The sequence below is a fragment of the Ruegeria sp. AN11 genome (assembly GCF_056536005.1).
This window is the reverse complement of record NZ_JBQFJD010000001.1, coordinates 311,497-326,196: the sequence shown is the minus strand read 5'-3', so window position 1 is coordinate 326,196 and position 14,700 is coordinate 311,497. Positions and strand designations below refer to the sequence as shown.

The 14,700-nt window shown below is 56.2% G+C and carries 12 protein-coding genes; 4 read left to right on the top strand and 8 right to left on the bottom strand.

What is annotated here, in order from left to right; all coding sequences use genetic code 11:
* Position 1 precedes the first annotated feature (1 nt).
* The 4 genes from ACR3EQ_RS01620 to ACR3EQ_RS01605 all read right to left on the bottom strand — a co-directional run bounded on the left by ACR3EQ_RS01620 (position 2) and on the right by ACR3EQ_RS01605 (position 4,998).
* A complete protein-coding gene (locus ACR3EQ_RS01620; protein ID WP_170614567.1) occupies positions 2 to 2,419 on the bottom strand; it encodes an aerobic carbon-monoxide dehydrogenase large subunit in 2,418 nt (805 codons plus the stop codon).
* Positions 2,416 to 2,910 carry a (2Fe-2S)-binding protein gene (locus tag ACR3EQ_RS01615; RefSeq protein ID WP_093963851.1) on the bottom strand — a complete coding sequence of 165 codons (495 nt, stop codon included), beginning with the start codon at positions 2,908 to 2,910 and terminating at the stop codon, positions 2,416 to 2,418. Before ACR3EQ_RS01615 ends, ACR3EQ_RS01620 begins: the two co-directional genes overlap by 4 nt.
* 13 nt (positions 2,911 to 2,923) lie before the next feature.
* On the bottom strand, positions 2,924 to 3,757 hold the full coding sequence (locus ACR3EQ_RS01610; RefSeq protein ID WP_170614566.1) for an FAD binding domain-containing protein: 834 nt from the start codon (positions 3,755 to 3,757) through the stop codon (positions 2,924 to 2,926).
* A 140-nt stretch (positions 3,758 to 3,897) separates the two neighbouring features.
* Positions 3,898 to 4,998 carry an MHYT domain-containing protein gene (locus tag ACR3EQ_RS01605; RefSeq protein ID WP_170614565.1) on the bottom strand — a complete coding sequence of 367 codons (1,101 nt, stop codon included), beginning with the start codon at positions 4,996 to 4,998 and terminating at the stop codon, positions 3,898 to 3,900.
* A 607-nt stretch (positions 4,999 to 5,605) separates the two neighbouring features.
* Here ACR3EQ_RS01605 and ACR3EQ_RS01600 point away from each other — a divergent pair.
* On the top strand, positions 5,606 to 6,826 hold the full coding sequence (locus ACR3EQ_RS01600; protein WP_170614564.1) for an amino acid permease: 1,221 nt from the start codon (positions 5,606 to 5,608) through the stop codon (positions 6,824 to 6,826).
* Between the two features lie 45 nt (positions 6,827 to 6,871).
* On the top strand, positions 6,872 to 8,488 hold the full coding sequence (locus tag ACR3EQ_RS01595; protein ID WP_480489628.1) for an MFS transporter: 1,617 nt from the start codon (positions 6,872 to 6,874) through the stop codon (positions 8,486 to 8,488).
* Here the strand turns inward: ACR3EQ_RS01595 and ACR3EQ_RS01590 are convergent, their stop codons facing one another.
* Complete coding sequence (locus tag ACR3EQ_RS01590; protein ID WP_480489627.1) at positions 8,489 to 10,024, bottom strand: trypsin-like peptidase domain-containing protein; 1,536 nt, start codon at positions 10,022 to 10,024, stop codon at positions 8,489 to 8,491.
* 276 nt (positions 10,025 to 10,300) lie between these two features.
* Entirely contained in the window at positions 10,301 to 10,804 is a 504-nt protein-coding gene (locus tag ACR3EQ_RS01585; RefSeq protein ID WP_480489626.1) for an Hsp20/alpha crystallin family protein, read from the bottom strand.
* 292 nt (positions 10,805 to 11,096) lie between these two features.
* On the opposite strand from ACR3EQ_RS01585, the gene ACR3EQ_RS01580 reads away from it, so the two are divergent.
* Together ACR3EQ_RS01580 and ACR3EQ_RS01575 are read left to right on the top strand one after the other, a co-directional pair.
* On the top strand, positions 11,097 to 12,401 hold the full coding sequence (locus ACR3EQ_RS01580) for a ferredoxin reductase family protein (RefSeq protein WP_480489625.1): 1,305 nt from the start codon (positions 11,097 to 11,099) through the stop codon (positions 12,399 to 12,401).
* Between the two features lie 310 nt (positions 12,402 to 12,711).
* Positions 12,712 to 13,263 (top strand): flavodoxin domain-containing protein, encoded by a 552-nt coding sequence (locus ACR3EQ_RS01575; protein WP_170614559.1) that lies wholly within the window; start codon positions 12,712 to 12,714, stop codon positions 13,261 to 13,263.
* A gap of 83 nt (positions 13,264 to 13,346) precedes the next feature.
* Here ACR3EQ_RS01575 and ACR3EQ_RS01570 read toward each other — a convergent pair whose 3' ends face one another.
* The gene (locus tag ACR3EQ_RS01570; RefSeq protein WP_170614558.1) at positions 13,347 to 14,192 is read right to left on the bottom strand and encodes a universal stress protein; all 846 of its coding nucleotides are present in this window, start codon (positions 14,190 to 14,192) and stop codon (positions 13,347 to 13,349) included.
* Positions 14,193 to 14,285: 93 nt separating this feature from the next.
* On the bottom strand, positions 14,286 to 14,663 hold the full coding sequence (locus ACR3EQ_RS01565; protein ID WP_170614557.1) for a nuclear transport factor 2 family protein: 378 nt from the start codon (positions 14,661 to 14,663) through the stop codon (positions 14,286 to 14,288).
* Positions 14,664 to 14,700 lie beyond the last annotated feature (37 nt).

Here is a 14,700-nt window from a genome sequence, read left to right as displayed (position 1 = left end):
GTTAGCCGTGCATTCCCAGACCGTTGGCGATCTTCCAGATACGCCAGTGGTCATGCGGCATATGGCTCTGAACAAGGCCAAATGGGCGGAATGCATCATGCACCGCGTTCGAGAACGCGGGCACGCCGCCCACATTGGGGCTCTCGCCCACGCCCTTGGCACCAATCGGGTGATGCGGAGATGGCGTCACCGTGTGATCAGTGGTGTAATTGGGCGTCTCCCATGCCGTGGGCAGGAAGAAGTCCATCAGAGTACCGGTCTTCACATTGCCCATCTCATCATAGGCGATTTCCTGACCCATCGCGATGGCCAGCGCCTCGGTCACGCCACCGTGGACCTGACCTTCGATGATCATCGGGTTGATCCGGGTGCCGCAATCGTCCAGCGCATAGAATTGCCGAACGTCCCATTCGCCTGTATCCACGTCGATCTCCATGACGCAGATATAAGCTCCGAACGGATAGGTCATGTTCGGCGGGTCATAGTAGCTGACGGCCTCAAGACCGGGTTCCAGTCCTGGGATCGCCTTATTGTAGGCGGCAAAGGCGATTTCCTTCATGGTCTTGAACCGCTCGGGCGCGCCTTTGACTGAGAACCGATCCACGTCCCATTCAACGTCGTCGTCATGGACTTCCAACAGGTAGGCGGCGATCATCTGCGCTTTGGCACGGATTTTACGTGCAGCCATTGCCGTCGCTGCACCCGCCACAGGCGTGGATCGAGAGCCATAGGTGCCAAGTCCATAAGGCGCGGTGTCCGTGTCACCTTCCTCCAGCGTGATATCGTCGGCAGGCAAGCCGATCTCACTGGCGATGATCTGGGCAAAGGTCGTGGCATGGCCCTGACCCTGACTGATCGTCCCCAACCGCGCGATGGCCGACCCAGTCGGGTGGATTCGAATTTCGCAGGAATCGAACATGCCGAGCCCGAGAATATCGCAGTTCTTCACCGGTCCCGCGCCTACGATTTCAGTGAAGTGCGTCAGCCCAATACCCAACAACTTGCGGGTCTTGCCCGATTTGAAGTCCTCAATCCGCTGCGCCTGTTCGGCGCGCAGGTCTTCGTAGCCCACGGCCTTCAATGCCTTATCCCAAGCGGTGTGGTAATCGCCCGAGTCATACTCCCAGCCGAGCGCCGATTGATACGGGAACTGATCTTTGCGGATAAAGTTGATCCGGCGCAGTTCAGCCGCGTCCATGTTCAGCTTGATGGCCAGAACCTCGATCATCCGTTCGATGAAATAGGCGGCCTCGGTCACCCGGAACGAACAGCGATAGGCGACACCACCCGGTGCCTTGTTGGTGTAGACACCATCCACAGCCAGATAAGCGGTGGGGATGTCATACGACCCGGTGCAGATGTTCATGAAACCGGCCGGGAATTTGGTCGGGTCGGCGCAGGCGTCGAACCCGCCATGATCCGCCGTGGTGTGACACCACAGGCCAGTGATCTTGCCATCCTTGGTCGCAGCGATCTTGCCCTGCATCCAATAATCGCGGGCAAAGGCGGTGGACATCAGGTTTTCCATCCGGTTCTCGACCCATTTTACCGGCTGGCCGGTGACAATCGAGGCAACGACCGAGCAGACATAGCCCGCATAAGCGCCAACCTTGTTGCCAAAGCCACCACCGATATCAGGGCTGATCACGCGAATGTTGTGCTCGGCCAGACCCGAGATCAGCGACACAACGGTTCGGATCGCGTGGGGGGCCTGGAAGGTGCCATACAGCGTCAGCTTGCCGTTTACCTTGTCCATCGACGCCACACAGCCGCAGGTCTCCAACGGACAGGGATGGGTGCGGTGGTAATAGACCATTTCTTCGGCCACGACATCGGCCTCTCCCAGAACGGCTTCGGTCGCGTCCTTGTCGCCCTGTTCCCAGGTGAAGATGTGGTTGTGATGCTTGCGCGGTCCGTGTGCGCCCTCGGTCTGACCCGCAAGGTCTTCACGTAGGACAACGTCCGATTTCAGCGCCTCGAACGGGTCGGTCAGAACGGGCAGTTCTTCGTAGTCAACCTCGACCAGCTCAGCCGCATCCGCCGCGATATAGCGGTTTTCGGCGACGACATAAGCGACTTCCTGGCCCTGGAACAGAACCTTGCCATCGGCCAACACCATCTGCTTGTCACCTGCCAGCGTCGGCATCCAATGCAAGCCTAGCGGAGCCAGATCCTCGGCCGTCAACACAGCAACAACACCGGGCACGGCCATCGCGGCGTCTTTGTTTACACTGACAACGCGGGCGTGGGCGTAAGGCGAACGGACGAATGCGCCGAACAGCATCCCGTCCAGCTTGATGTCATCGACGTAGTTGCCCTTGCCTTGGGTAAAGCGCACATCCTCGACGCGCTTTCGGGCGCAGCCCATCCCTTTGAGATTGGCGGCGCGTTCTTCGGGGGTCATGGTTTGATCGTTCATTCCGCGGCCTCCTTCTGAGCGTTCAGCATGTCAGCCGAGGCCGAGATCGCCTTGACGATGTTCTGATACCCGGTGCAACGGCACAGGTTCCCAGCCATACCGAATCGAATTTCTTCCTCAGTCGGGTTCGGGTTTTCCTGCAGCAAGCGATGCGCGCGGGTAATCATGCCCGGCGTGCAGAATCCGCATTGCAGCCCGTGATGTTCCCGGAACATCTCTTGCAGAACACCAAGGCTGCCATCGTCATTGGTCAACCCTTCGACAGTGGTGATATCGGCGCCGTTCACCTGCGCCACAAAGGTGGTGCAGGATTTGACGGACTTGCCATCGATATCCACGGTGCAGGCACCGCAATGACTAGTCTCGCACCCGATATGAGGACCGGTGATTTTCAGATCTTCCCGCAGGAAGTGGATCAGCAGCGTGCGCGGCTCGGCCAGACCTTCGACCTGCTTGCCGTTCACGGTGAGTTTGACGTGCATTTTCGACATAAGTGTTCCTCCCTCAGCCCGCGCGGCTTTGCGCACGGTCTATGGCGCGGCGCAGCATCACGGCGGCCACGTGTTTCTTGAATTCGACGGGGCCGCGATTGTCAGCCACTGGATCAATCGCTTCGAGCATTGCTGCGACGCAGCCGTCGACGTCGCCGCCGGCCAACGCTCTACTGGCCGCCTCAGACCAGATGGGCGTATCCGCCAGATTGGTCATAGCGACCGAGGCCTGGCCGTTGCCAACCATCACCGCGGCCGCAGCGGTCGCGTAATCGCCGATCTTGCGCTTCTGCTTTTCATACGCCTGTCCGACGCCCGCACCCGGTACCGGGATCGAAATCCGGGTCAGGATTTCCTCATCCTCGCGCGCGGTAAAATAGGCAGCCTCATAGAAATCGCGGGCTGCCACGCTGCGGTTGCCATCAGGACCAGACAGTTCGAACGTCGCGTTCAGACACTGCATCAGGCCCGGCATGTCATTACCCGGATCACCGTTTGCGACGTTGCCGCCAACGGTACCCATATAACGCACCTGAGGATCAGCGATCTGCAACGCGGCCTCGCGGATCAAGGGAACGGCCGATGCCAGACCGTCATGCGTGATCAACTCATGCTGAGTGACCATCGCGCCCAGCGAGACGGTATCAGCCCCGATCTCGATGCCTTTCAGTTCATCAATGGCCTGCAGATCAACCAGATGGCCCATTTCGGCCATGCGAAGCTTCATCATCGGGATCAGGCTGTGGCCGCCTGCGATCACACGCGCCTCATCTCCGTGTTCCTGTAAGATGCCAATGGCCGAGGCGATGTCGCCTGGCCGGTGATACTCAAAACCGGCTGGTATCATGTTTTTCCTCCCTGGGTCCGAGCGGTATGCCTTGGGGGACCTGCGGGGAAGGAAAGAACACTGGGGGCAGCCATTCCAGCGGGTGGAAACGGGGCGCGCAGCTTGTTTCACGAAACGCGAATTAGCTGCACGAGTTGCGACTAAAGGCCCAGCGCCTCGCGAATGTCCGTCAGGCGGGATCGGCTGACCGGAACCTTGGCCAACGCGTCAACCCCGTCGAAGTAGCAGGTGCCGTTGTCCTTGTGCCTCTCAAAGCTTGAGACATGTTCGGGATTGACAAGATAGCTACGATGCGCCCGCAGGAAACCATCTGGTTTTAGCCGGCTTTCGGCCTCGGTAATCGACCAGGGGCAGAAAAGCTTATCGGCATCCATATACAGCACGGTGTAATGCCCCTCGGCCCGGATTGCGGCTATTTTTCCGGGTTGGGCAAAGAAGGTTTGGCCGTCCCGCTCGTACGGAACACCTGCACGCGGTACGACCGGCGCCGGTTCCGGTTCGGGTTCCACAGAAGGCGCAGCGCCGGTGGCCGTCTCGGGGCCGACAAACGAAATGCCGGTCAGCAGAAAGGCACCACAAATCAGAAACACCGAAACAGTCACACCCATCGCCAGGACCTGATTGTTCAGGGCCGGTCCGGCTCCGCCTGCGTTGTCCGTCGCGACAAAGTCGGTCAGGCCGGTTGCCACGAAGTGCATCGTGAATACAGCCAGGCCAAAACAGGCCGTGCCCAGCAGGATATTGCGCTGGGTTCGATTGTCGTACGCAACCCAAATGGCGGCAACGGAGAGCACAACCGACGCAAGCGTTGCAATTGCCACATCCCAAGCATTGTAGACTGGGCGGCAAAGCTGCATCCCTGACATGCCCACGTAATGCATTACCACAATTCCAAGGCCGACGATGACACCGGCGCCGATCATTGTTTGCACTGTCCGGGGACGGAAATGCAAAAGCAGCAGGGCCAGACCGACCATCAGAATTGCCACCAAAGCTGAAATCAATGTGATCAGCGCGTCGTAATAAAACAGAATTGGCAGTTGCAAACCCAGCATTGCCACAAAGTGCATGGACCAGATGCCGCCACCCAGTATGATCGCAGCCAGAGCGACGATGAACTTGCGTCTTTGGTCGTTCAGCTTTGAGGCTCCATGCGTCAGATAGAGCCCGGTAAAACCGGCCATCAATGCCACGGCAAGCGATGCCGCCACAAGCCAGCCGTTATGCGAATAGTCCAACATGTAGGTACATGCGCCCTCCCTGGCGCAGGGACGACGTTAACAAACCTGTTTTATTGGCACAATCGGCTCGACTGATCCATCAGTCAAATCTTTTTGGAACCTGTGACTAAGACGGGATTCAACGAAAGCATTCTGTTTCGTGCTGGCCGGTAATTTCGACGTTTGGCGACCGCCACCAATGGCACCTCACATTTCCAGAACTTCACAACCAAAGCACCATATCAACTCTAAAGTCACTGGAGATCACTGTCTTTTCCAAAGCAACCAAACGAGGCCCGCAGAACGTACCGATTGACACAGATCAATGCACTTGCAACCTTCATATAGTGAAATACGAATATTAATCATGATCTACGTTCACTGACCTGTCCCCAAGCAAACATGACAGTGAGCGGAATTTGAATAGCGTGGACGTTCCACACGGGGGCTCGGCAGGAGTGGTGGCGAGCCCCCTCTTTGTTCACAAGCCGCCAAAGAGCCTGAACGTTGAGACGCAAGGAATACGGCGCGAATTGGATCGCAAGACCTGGCCGCACCGCCAAATGCGGACGGTGACAACAACGACACCGCTGGCGACGTGCCAGCAAGACATTCGGTATAAACTCTGATGAGCACCGTTGAACCGCCAGAACAGAAACTCAAACGGGCCCTTACAGCACCGTTGCTTACGCTTTATGGCCTGGGCGTAACGGTCGGAGCAGGAATTTATGTGCTCGTCGGCGCGACGGCGGACATAGCCGGCCCGTATGCCGCATTTTCGTTTGTCGTAGCAGCACTCGTCGTCTCGCTGACCGCACTTTCATATGCAGAACTCGCAACGCGATTTCCGGTCAGCGCAGGAGAGGCAGCCTATGTCGAGGCGGGATTTCAGAAAAACTGGATGGCAATGCTGGTCGGTCTGGCGGTTGCGGCCTCGGGCGTTATCTCGGCCTCTGCCGTCGCGATAGGCGCAGCCTCCTATCTTCACGCATTAACGGGTCTGGCAATACCGCTTCTGACTGTCAGCGTTGTGTTGATTATGGGGCTTATCGCGCTGTGGGGGATTACAGAATCGGTGCTTGTTGCTGCGGCCATCACGATCATCGAGATTGCGGGGCTTCTCTTTGTGATCGGCTGGGGCATGTCGGTTCAGGACCCGCAGGGATATAATGTCAGCTCCATGCTCCCTCCACTTGAGCTTGAAGCGTGGCGAGGCATCTTCGCTGCATCTCTTCTCGCTTTTTTTGCATTTGTCGGTTTTGAGGACATGGCAAATGTCGCCGAAGAAGTAATTGACCCTGTTCGTACCATCCCGAAAGCAATTTTGCTGACGCTCATACTGGCGACGGTACTGTATCTTGGAACATCGCTGACGGTGCTGCTGGTTGTCCCGATTGATGTTCTATCAGCGTCTGCTGCGCCGCTTGCACTTGTTTTTGCAAATGCCCCCGAGGTGATCAAACAGGGTTTTTCTGCAGTTGCGATCGTGGCGACTGTTAATGGAGTCCTGATCCAGATGATCATGGCATCGCGGGTGATCTATGGGCTGGCTGACAGGGACCATTTGCCGAAAGCCTTGGCCATTGTGCCTAAAGCAACCCAGACGCCTGTGGTTGCCACACTGCTCGTTGTCGCAACAATCCTTCTTCTGACCCAAACCGTACCGATTGGGATCTTGGCGGAGCGCACATCACAGATTGTTCTGGGGGTTTTTGTCCTCGTCAATGTCTCGCTGATCCTTCTGAAGGTGAAACCGAACGGGTCTGAAGAACACTTCCGGGTGCCTCTTTTCGTTCCGATCCTTGGCGTGATCACCAGTGCATTGCTTTTCGGAGCTGGATTTCTCTAACTAAATGCAAAGGCAAACGGGCCATCAGCAATTCCAGGTTGGCATATGACCACTGACCGATCTTCGACAGGAACGCAGCTCTCAGATTGGTGGCACAGAACCTTTGTGGATCTGGCTCAGCAGTTGCAATGGTCCTACCTGCCGCCTTTGATGGTCTACTTCGCGGCTGGCGTCTCCGGTTTGACCTCGGTTGTCGGTGCTTTTTTTCTGAAGGATTACCTCGATTTATCAGCGTCTTTTGTCGCAGGTCTGGCATTTTGGGCCGGTCTTCCCTGGATTCTCAAAATGCCGCTGGGCCACATCGTGGATCTGTTCTGGCGCTGGAAATCCCTGTTGATCCTGTTTGGCGCGTCCCTGATTACCCTTTCCCTGCTCACAATGTACGGGCTTGTGACCGCGCCCACTCGGATGGCCGGCGTCATGCCGCTGGAAGACTGGTATGTTGTCGCCCTGCTTCTGGCGCCTTCCGGCTATGCCATTCAGGATGTTGTCGCCGACGCCATGACGGTCGAGGCGGTTCCCAAGGTCGACCAGGACGGCCTTGCGTTTACGCCTGAAGAAACCCGCGCCCAGCACACGACAATGCAGACCTTGGGCAGAGTTTCGATCATCTCAGGGTTTGCAGCGGTTGCGGCCGTCAACATCTGGATATTCTCAGGAACGGAAGATCTGCAAAAATCTGACCGGCTTGCTCTCTACGGCCAGGTTTACCTGATTGCGTTGATCATCCCTGTGCTGTCCGTCAGCGGTGTGGTGCTGCACTCACTGATACAACGTCAGCGGCTTCGTCAGGGTCACCCACTGCATACCCCGGATGAGGTGACCGAGGTCAAATGGTCCATATTGCTGGGTGGCTTCGCGTTTGTTGTGTTCAGCATAGTGTTGGGAACCGCGGAATTCGAGTTCGCACAAGAGGTGGTGTTTACCGTTTCTCTCACGGTGATCCTGTACCTCATGTCCCGTCTTCAGAAAGAACTGGAACCCGCCCAGGCGAAAGCCCTGGTCGGTACGGCAATAATCATTTTCGTGTTCCGTGCAGTTCCTCTGCCGGGGCCGGGACTGACGTGGTTTGAAATTGACGAATTGGGGTTCGACGAGCAGTTTTTGGCAATCCTGGCTCTGCTGACGTCCTTGCTGGCATTGCTTGGATTGATCGTCCTGCGGCCATTCATGGCGAAACGCTCAATCGCCCACGTGGTGGTGGTGCTTACGATCGCGGCTGGTCTGCTCTCTCTTCCAAACCTTGCCCTTTACTACGGCGTTCACGAATGGACGGCAGCGCGTACAGGCGGAGTTGTCGACGCCAGATTCATTGCCATTCTCGACACGGCTGTTGAATCGCCTCTTGGGCAAATTGCCATGGTCCCGTTGCTGGCCTGGATCGCACGCAACGCCCCGGTCCAACTGAAAGCGACCTTTTTTGCGGTGATGGCATCGTTCACCAACATGGCGTTGTCGGCGGCCAGTCTCGGAACAAAATACCTGAACCAAACATTCGTCGTTACACGCGCGGTGACCAATCCGGAAACGGGTGTCGTTACCTCGACTGCCGACTACAGCCAACTCGGGTATCTGCTGATTGCAGCCGCCCTGATCACTGTCACGGTCCCGCTGGCGGCGGTTTTCCTTGTACAGAAGTCCCGCTTCCGAACAAGCGACTGACTACAGGCCTTCTGCCTCGCTCAACAGTTCTTTGAGGTGCGCAACCGGAACGCCAATGTTGGAGCCGCCAAACTCAGGCAGGATCGCGGCGTTGATGGCGACTACCTCACCTCGCCGGTTCAAGGCGGGTCCTCCGCTTCCGCCGGTTGTGGTTTCGGCGTCGTAAACGATGGAACCTGGGCTTGCTCTGGCAACGATCCCCCGGCTGGCCAGCGGATGAATCTTGCTTTGCTCGGACAATCGGGAAGCTACGGACCAGAAATTAACCGAACCTTCCTTCTCCAGCGTTTGAAGAAAGCCCGGCCCCGCCTGCGCAATCAGCGCCTTCAAGCCCGTCGGATATCCCAACAGGTAGACTTCTTCGCCTGCGTTTGGCGGTTCATCCGCCAACGGCACGCCCAGCCCCTGAACCCGATCAGGAGCTACTGACAAAAGCGCGACATCGGCCGTTTCGCTGAACTTCTCCAACTTGGCCTCAATCGGATCCGGTTGACCTGGCAAATAGGCCAGCAGCCTCAGCATTTCCGCTTCCAACCCCGCACTTTTCAAAGCGTCCACCCGGTCGCGGGACGTCCACGGCAAGGCAACATGGCGATTGGTGGCCATAAGCGGAACACCTTCCAGCAGAAAACCGGTTCCCGTGAACTGGAATTCAGCTGGTTCGCCCGTGCCGTCCGGTTCGATCCAGGGCTGCCCAAACGGGGTTTTCAGGTTTTCTCCGTCCGGCCCCAACATGTGCCGCAAGAGCTTCCCGCTTTCCAGATGACGCAACCCGTAGGCACCCTGAATGAATGCGACAGAACTAGATGAGGCGGTAATTACCCGTGTCGATGCGCCTGCTCGCTGTTCAAGGGTTCCGAGACGCTGCTCGGTCGACGTGACTTGGTTTTCAAAGGCATCCCGCAACGAGGCCAGATCGTCCGGGGTCAGCGCATTTTCACGTGTCTGCGCAAGCATCACCGCAACCGCTTCGATTTTGCGAGATTCCTGTTGGATACTGTCCGCCAGCCTTTGATCGTTTTGATAAAGCAGAAACACAAGGCCCGCGATCAGCAGAAGTGCAGCGACGACCGTGATCCTGAACAGAACTGTCGTCTGAGACGCTAGCCGACGACTGCTGTCGCGCAGCGCGCCGGACATCCTTTTGGCAAACGGCCGCCGGCTTGTTCGGGCGTAAGCGTAGGCGTCACTTAGGATTTCTTCGACCGTATGACGCGCCGGGTAGGTTTTGCTACATAACCTGTACCGGGACATTGGGCCCTTTTCGCCGAACTCGATCATGTCGCCGTGCCCGAGACTCGCGGACGATATTTTGCGCCCATTCACCCAGACATTACGCCCAGACGACGCAGTTATTGAATAGCCACCGTCCGCCCACTGAAGAGTTGCGATATCGTTGTCGTGCGGAGGCATGTCGTCTTTGGGGCGAAGACTCAACGCCCGGCTTTCACCAACCGAAACAGTAAGGGCATTGTCGGCCAACCAGCTCACGTTCCCGCGCGACGGTCCGGTCAAATTTTCAAGGAGGGCACGCACGCCCCCCTCGTCGGGGCACGGCGATGAGCTTGTGTCAGCCGCGTCTGAGTTCCGCAATTTAGCCCCCTTTTCAAAGGCCAAGCAGAGGTACTTTAGCACACGGCTGTACAAAACCTATTGCTTCGTTTTGGGCGCTAGGAAGGATTGGATTTCTCTGTCAGTTTAGCATCAAATCCGTGCCAGCAGGTTCACCAAACCGCACACTCCTTGGATTGCAAATCAAAGAAGGCCGACCGATGATCGGCCTTCAGTTTCAAGCCCCAGCCGAAATGCCACCTATTTGGATGAAACCTTGATCTTGCGGCTGGGATCCCGAGGTTCGGTTTTCGGCATGTTGATGCTCAGAACGCCCTTGTCGAAGGTGGCCGAGATATTCTCGACATCAACAGTGTCCGGCAGCGTCATTGCCCGTGAAAAGCTGCCATAGCTTCTTTCGCTGACACGCAGGTCGCCCGTCTCATCATGTGTGATCTTCTTCTGGCCTCGCAGGGTGAGGCGGCGATCCTTGATTTCGATTTCAACATCGTCTTCTTCCAGACCGGGCAATTCCGCCGTCAGAACAATTGCCGTATCCGTCTCTTGAACATCAATGGCCGGGGAAATTGCGCCGGACATATCAAGAGATGGCAGACCCGTGCGCTGCGCAGCCGTTTCCAGCGGTAAAAACGGAGAGCCGCCTCCTAAGAACCGCGACATCAGGGTTTCCATTTCACGTCGAAAGTTGTCGGAGAGCGGATGCGTTCCGCTGAAAAGTTGCGGGGACTTTTTGTCTTCAAGCATTTCTAAATCTCCTCCTTTTGTCCGGCTATACGGACGCCGTATTATCGCAGAAACCCCGGTCAAGAACCTTGATCTTGCGCAAGGGAATGCTCGCATCTTTTTCCCGCCTGGCCGTTCGGACCGGCCAGTCTTCTGCCACCATTTCGGAACATGACAGCACTCCAACAGGCATAGCGTTCCGGACGGGAAAACATCCGATCACAGGAAGCTTGATCGCCAACCGGGGCTCGCCTAGCCTAGCCCCTTGAGACAGCGGGAATGTCCCAACTCTGGCGCAGTGGAGCAAAACCATATGAAATGGCCCTATCTGGCGCTGATCTATGTTCTGCTGATCTTGGCGCCGTTGGGCTTTTCCTGGTCACTTGGCTGGCCACCGCGATCTTTTCACCAAGAACTCGCATCAGGGCTGGGAATGATTGGACTTTCGATCATTCTGGTGGAGTTCCTGCTCTCCGGGCGCTTCAGGTTCATTTCTTCCGGTGTGGGTATGGATGTGACCATGCGCATGCATCAGCTGATGGCGCGAGCGGCACTCGTTTTTGCGTTGATACACCCGCTTCTTTACCAGGGCACGCCTTCTGGCGGACATCGCCCGTGGGACGTATCGCGCCAACTGACGATTACGACAGACTTTCCGGCGCTGGCCTCGGGCGTCGCTGCCTATTTCCTAGTCGTCGTTCTGGTCGCCTCGGCGGTCGCCCGAAAAAGCCTTGGAAACAAATACGAAACATGGCGTCTTTTGCACGGTCTCGGAGCTCTGGCATTGGCCGGTTTGCTTCTTCATCACACAATCTATGCAGGTCGCTACGGTGGGCATCCGTCACTGACATATCTGTGGTTCGCAATGACCGGCATTGTCGTTGGTACTCTGCTTTATGTCTATTTCGCCCGCCCCTTGTTTAAGATGCGGAAACCGTGGCGTGTTTCCTCGGTCACTCGTCTGACACCGAAGCAATGGGAATTGCGCCTCAAACCGGTCGGTCACCAGGGCCTCAGCTTTGAAGCGGGGCAGTTTGCCTGGCTCAATGTGGGGCACAACGTCTTTTCACAGCGCGAGAACCCGTTTTCGATTAGCTCGGCACCGGGTGAAGGTCCTGAAGTTTCATTCGTGATAAAAGAGCTTGGGGATTTCACAGGCAGTCTCGGGCAGATCGCGCCGGATACGCTGGCCTATCTCGATGGCCCCCACGGGAACCTTTCGGTCGGCAAACGCGCTGAACAAGGCATTGTTCTTATCGCAGGTGGTGTCGGCATCGCCCCTTTGCTCAGCATACTGCGCCAAGTTCGTCTGAGCGCAGAGCGACGCGATATCAAGCTCATCTATGGAAACCGGATCGAGGAGCAGATTGTTTATCGGGAAGAACTGACCAGGGAAGATACTGTATTTGTTCTATCCGAGCCCCCGAAGAACTGGAGCGGTGAAACAGGTTGGATCGACGGCGCCCTCTTGGACCGAACGCTTTCTTCAGAACATTATGACAACTGGCTTTTCGTACTCTGCGGCCCCACTGCCATGATGGACACTGTCGAAGATCACCTTGTTGCCCGGGGAACACCTTCGCATCGGGTTCTGTCTGAAAGGTTTGACTATGATTGATCCGTTTAGAAACCTGTCCGCGCGCCGACGGGTCAAACTGGCAGTGTGGTCCATCAATGTTACTGTTTGCGTCGCAATCTTATTATTTGCCCTGAGATAGCGCGGACGTCCACTGGGTAGTGCAGAGAAGACCAGCCATCACAGCAGAAATTCTTCCCCGCGTAAGGCGTCGTCATGCAAATTTCAGAAACACGTTCAATGTATTGGAATCGCCAGCCTCAACTTGCGCCTTTGATTAAGATCAAAGGCGAACTCACGCCAATTCATAATACTTGAAACGCTTCTCAGACCGATTTGTGGGAGGATCGGAATGACAGTACTTATCGTCTTTGCCACTGTTGAGGGCCAGACGGCCAAAATTGCGCATTTTATCAGCAATGTCGCGAAGAAATCCGGCTTTGACACAAGACTGATCAATACCGATCAACTTCCCGGTCAGGTAAAACTGGACGATGTGGATCGCGTTGTTCTGTTGGCTCCTGTTCACGAACGTCGACACCCTGCCTCATTCGAAGCTTTCATCGCGTCGTTTAAAGACGAGTTGGTGAAACGAAAAACACTCGTGCTTTCTGTGGGTCTAAAGGCGGCCTTTGCATCGGGGCGCGAGGAAGCCCGCGACTACCTCACCGAGATGTTGTTGCGAACGAGTTTCGAACCAGATGCGTCAGCATTGGTCGCAGGCGCGGTGAGACCCGACAGCTACGGATATTTTGAGAAAGAGATCGTTAAACACGTCGTCTTGTTGGGTCGGAAAATCGATCCGAGAGATGGCGTGCGGGAATTCACAGACTGGGACGAACTCACGTCGATTGTGAAGGGGTTTCTGGATGGGAACTACCGGACAATATCAGACAATTCCTAACTCAATACACTGAACCCATTCTTTCATAGTGTTTGGACCTGACCATCGAACCCAGACAAACACTGGACGTCCACTTGCGTCAGTCAGTGCGCAAATAGAACCGGAAGACCGGTTTGTTGCAGCATGGCCCTTGTAGTTCCACCAAAAATCGACTCGCGTAGGTATGACTGCCCGTAAGCGCCCATAACAATAAGGTCAGAGCCGGCCTCCTTCGCACGTTCCTGTATGCACTGTTCGATCGGTAGTCCGCCGCTCGGGAAATGCGCTACGGTCACGCTACAGCCGTGGTGTCTGAGCCATGCGGCGATGTCCGTACCGGGGTCCTGACTTTCCGGGTCATGTGCTAACGGCGGATCGAAACAACCAATCACAACTTCCTTGGCTTCCAGAAAATAGGGTAAAGCCAAATGGGCCGCTCTGGATGCAGCAAGACTATCGTTCCACGCCAGAAAAATGCGCTCGCGTTGGGTATATGGGTCTCCGTTGATCATCATGGCGACTGGCGAATGGAACAAGACGCCATGGCAAACCTCGTGAAACACTTCGGGGTCATTGCGCAGTTCCGGGTCCAGGTATGCGACATCACAGCAGTACGATTGGCGCGCCGCCAGAGTCTTAAAGTCCGCACCGGAACCCATGAAAACCGTGACGCTCGCCGATGCGCCCGAGCGCGCAAGCAGTGCTTCAACTTCACGCGCACGGGACTTTAAGGTCGCCTTTTTCTCTTCCAATTGATCCAACCAGTTTGCAGGCAAACCCGCCTCGACGAATTTGCTGGATCCGTACTTCAAGTAAGGCAGGTTCGGTAGCGCCGCGATCAGAAGGCAAGTCAAATGGCCGCGCTGACGTTGGGCAGCATCGGCGCATTCAAGTATCGATACATCGCTAGTATCCGCGCCAATGAAATACGTCGAAGTTCTGCGTTGCATTCCGGATCTCCCTCCAGGATGTCACTGCGGGCAGGAAACTCGCCGAGCGCACAAACCCAACAAAAGCAGCCACTTAGATGATGGTTGTTCTTCCTACTTCGGCAACATGAAGAACTCTTCCATTACGATCTTGCCTTCTGCCACAGAATAGACGGCGATCTCGCTCAGGGTCATACGTTTTCCTGTGGCCTTCTGGGTTACTTCGGCACTAAATCGCACTGCAAAGCGGTTGGGTGGATGCACATAGGGTCCGTCTACATCGAGTTCGTGGAATTCATGCGCTGCCAGCCAATCCTCTCTCTTTCCCTTGATGGCGTCCCGGCCCTTTGTGATACGAAACTGTCGAACCGGCGGCACAACCGCCTCAATCGACTGGGCGTTTTCGGCGTACATTTCGTCAACGCTTATAAGCCCCCTGCGATCACGCATGGCCTGAACGAATGCTCTTCCAATTTGGACTAAGTCTTCCATGGGAACCCCCTTTGTTATCGCCGATTGTACCACTTCT

Coding starts and splice junctions, on each gene's coding strand:
- ACR3EQ_RS01620 (WP_170614567.1), bottom strand. CDS start 2,419: ATGAACGATCAAACCATGACCCCCGAAGAACGCGCCGCCAATCTCAAA.
- ACR3EQ_RS01615 (WP_093963851.1), bottom strand. CDS start 2,910: ATGTCGAAAATGCACGTCAAACTCACCGTGAACGGCAAGCAGGTCGAA.
- ACR3EQ_RS01610 (WP_170614566.1), bottom strand. CDS start 3,757: ATGATACCAGCCGGTTTTGAGTATCACCGGCCAGGCGACATCGCCTCG.
- ACR3EQ_RS01605 (WP_170614565.1), bottom strand. CDS start 4,998: ATGTTGGACTATTCGCATAACGGCTGGCTTGTGGCGGCATCGCTTGCC.
- ACR3EQ_RS01600 (WP_170614564.1), top strand. CDS start 5,606: ATGAGCACCGTTGAACCGCCAGAACAGAAACTCAAACGGGCCCTTACA.
- ACR3EQ_RS01595 (WP_480489628.1), top strand. CDS start 6,872: ATGACCACTGACCGATCTTCGACAGGAACGCAGCTCTCAGATTGGTGG.
- ACR3EQ_RS01585 (WP_480489626.1), bottom strand. CDS start 10,804: ATGCTTGAAGACAAAAAGTCCCCGCAACTTTTCAGCGGAACGCATCCG.
- ACR3EQ_RS01580 (WP_480489625.1), top strand. CDS start 11,097: ATGAAATGGCCCTATCTGGCGCTGATCTATGTTCTGCTGATCTTGGCG.
- ACR3EQ_RS01575 (WP_170614559.1), top strand. CDS start 12,712: ATGACAGTACTTATCGTCTTTGCCACTGTTGAGGGCCAGACGGCCAAA.
- ACR3EQ_RS01570 (WP_170614558.1), bottom strand. CDS start 14,192: ATGCAACGCAGAACTTCGACGTATTTCATTGGCGCGGATACTAGCGAT.
- ACR3EQ_RS01565 (WP_170614557.1), bottom strand. CDS start 14,663: ATGGAAGACTTAGTCCAAATTGGAAGAGCATTCGTTCAGGCCATGCGT.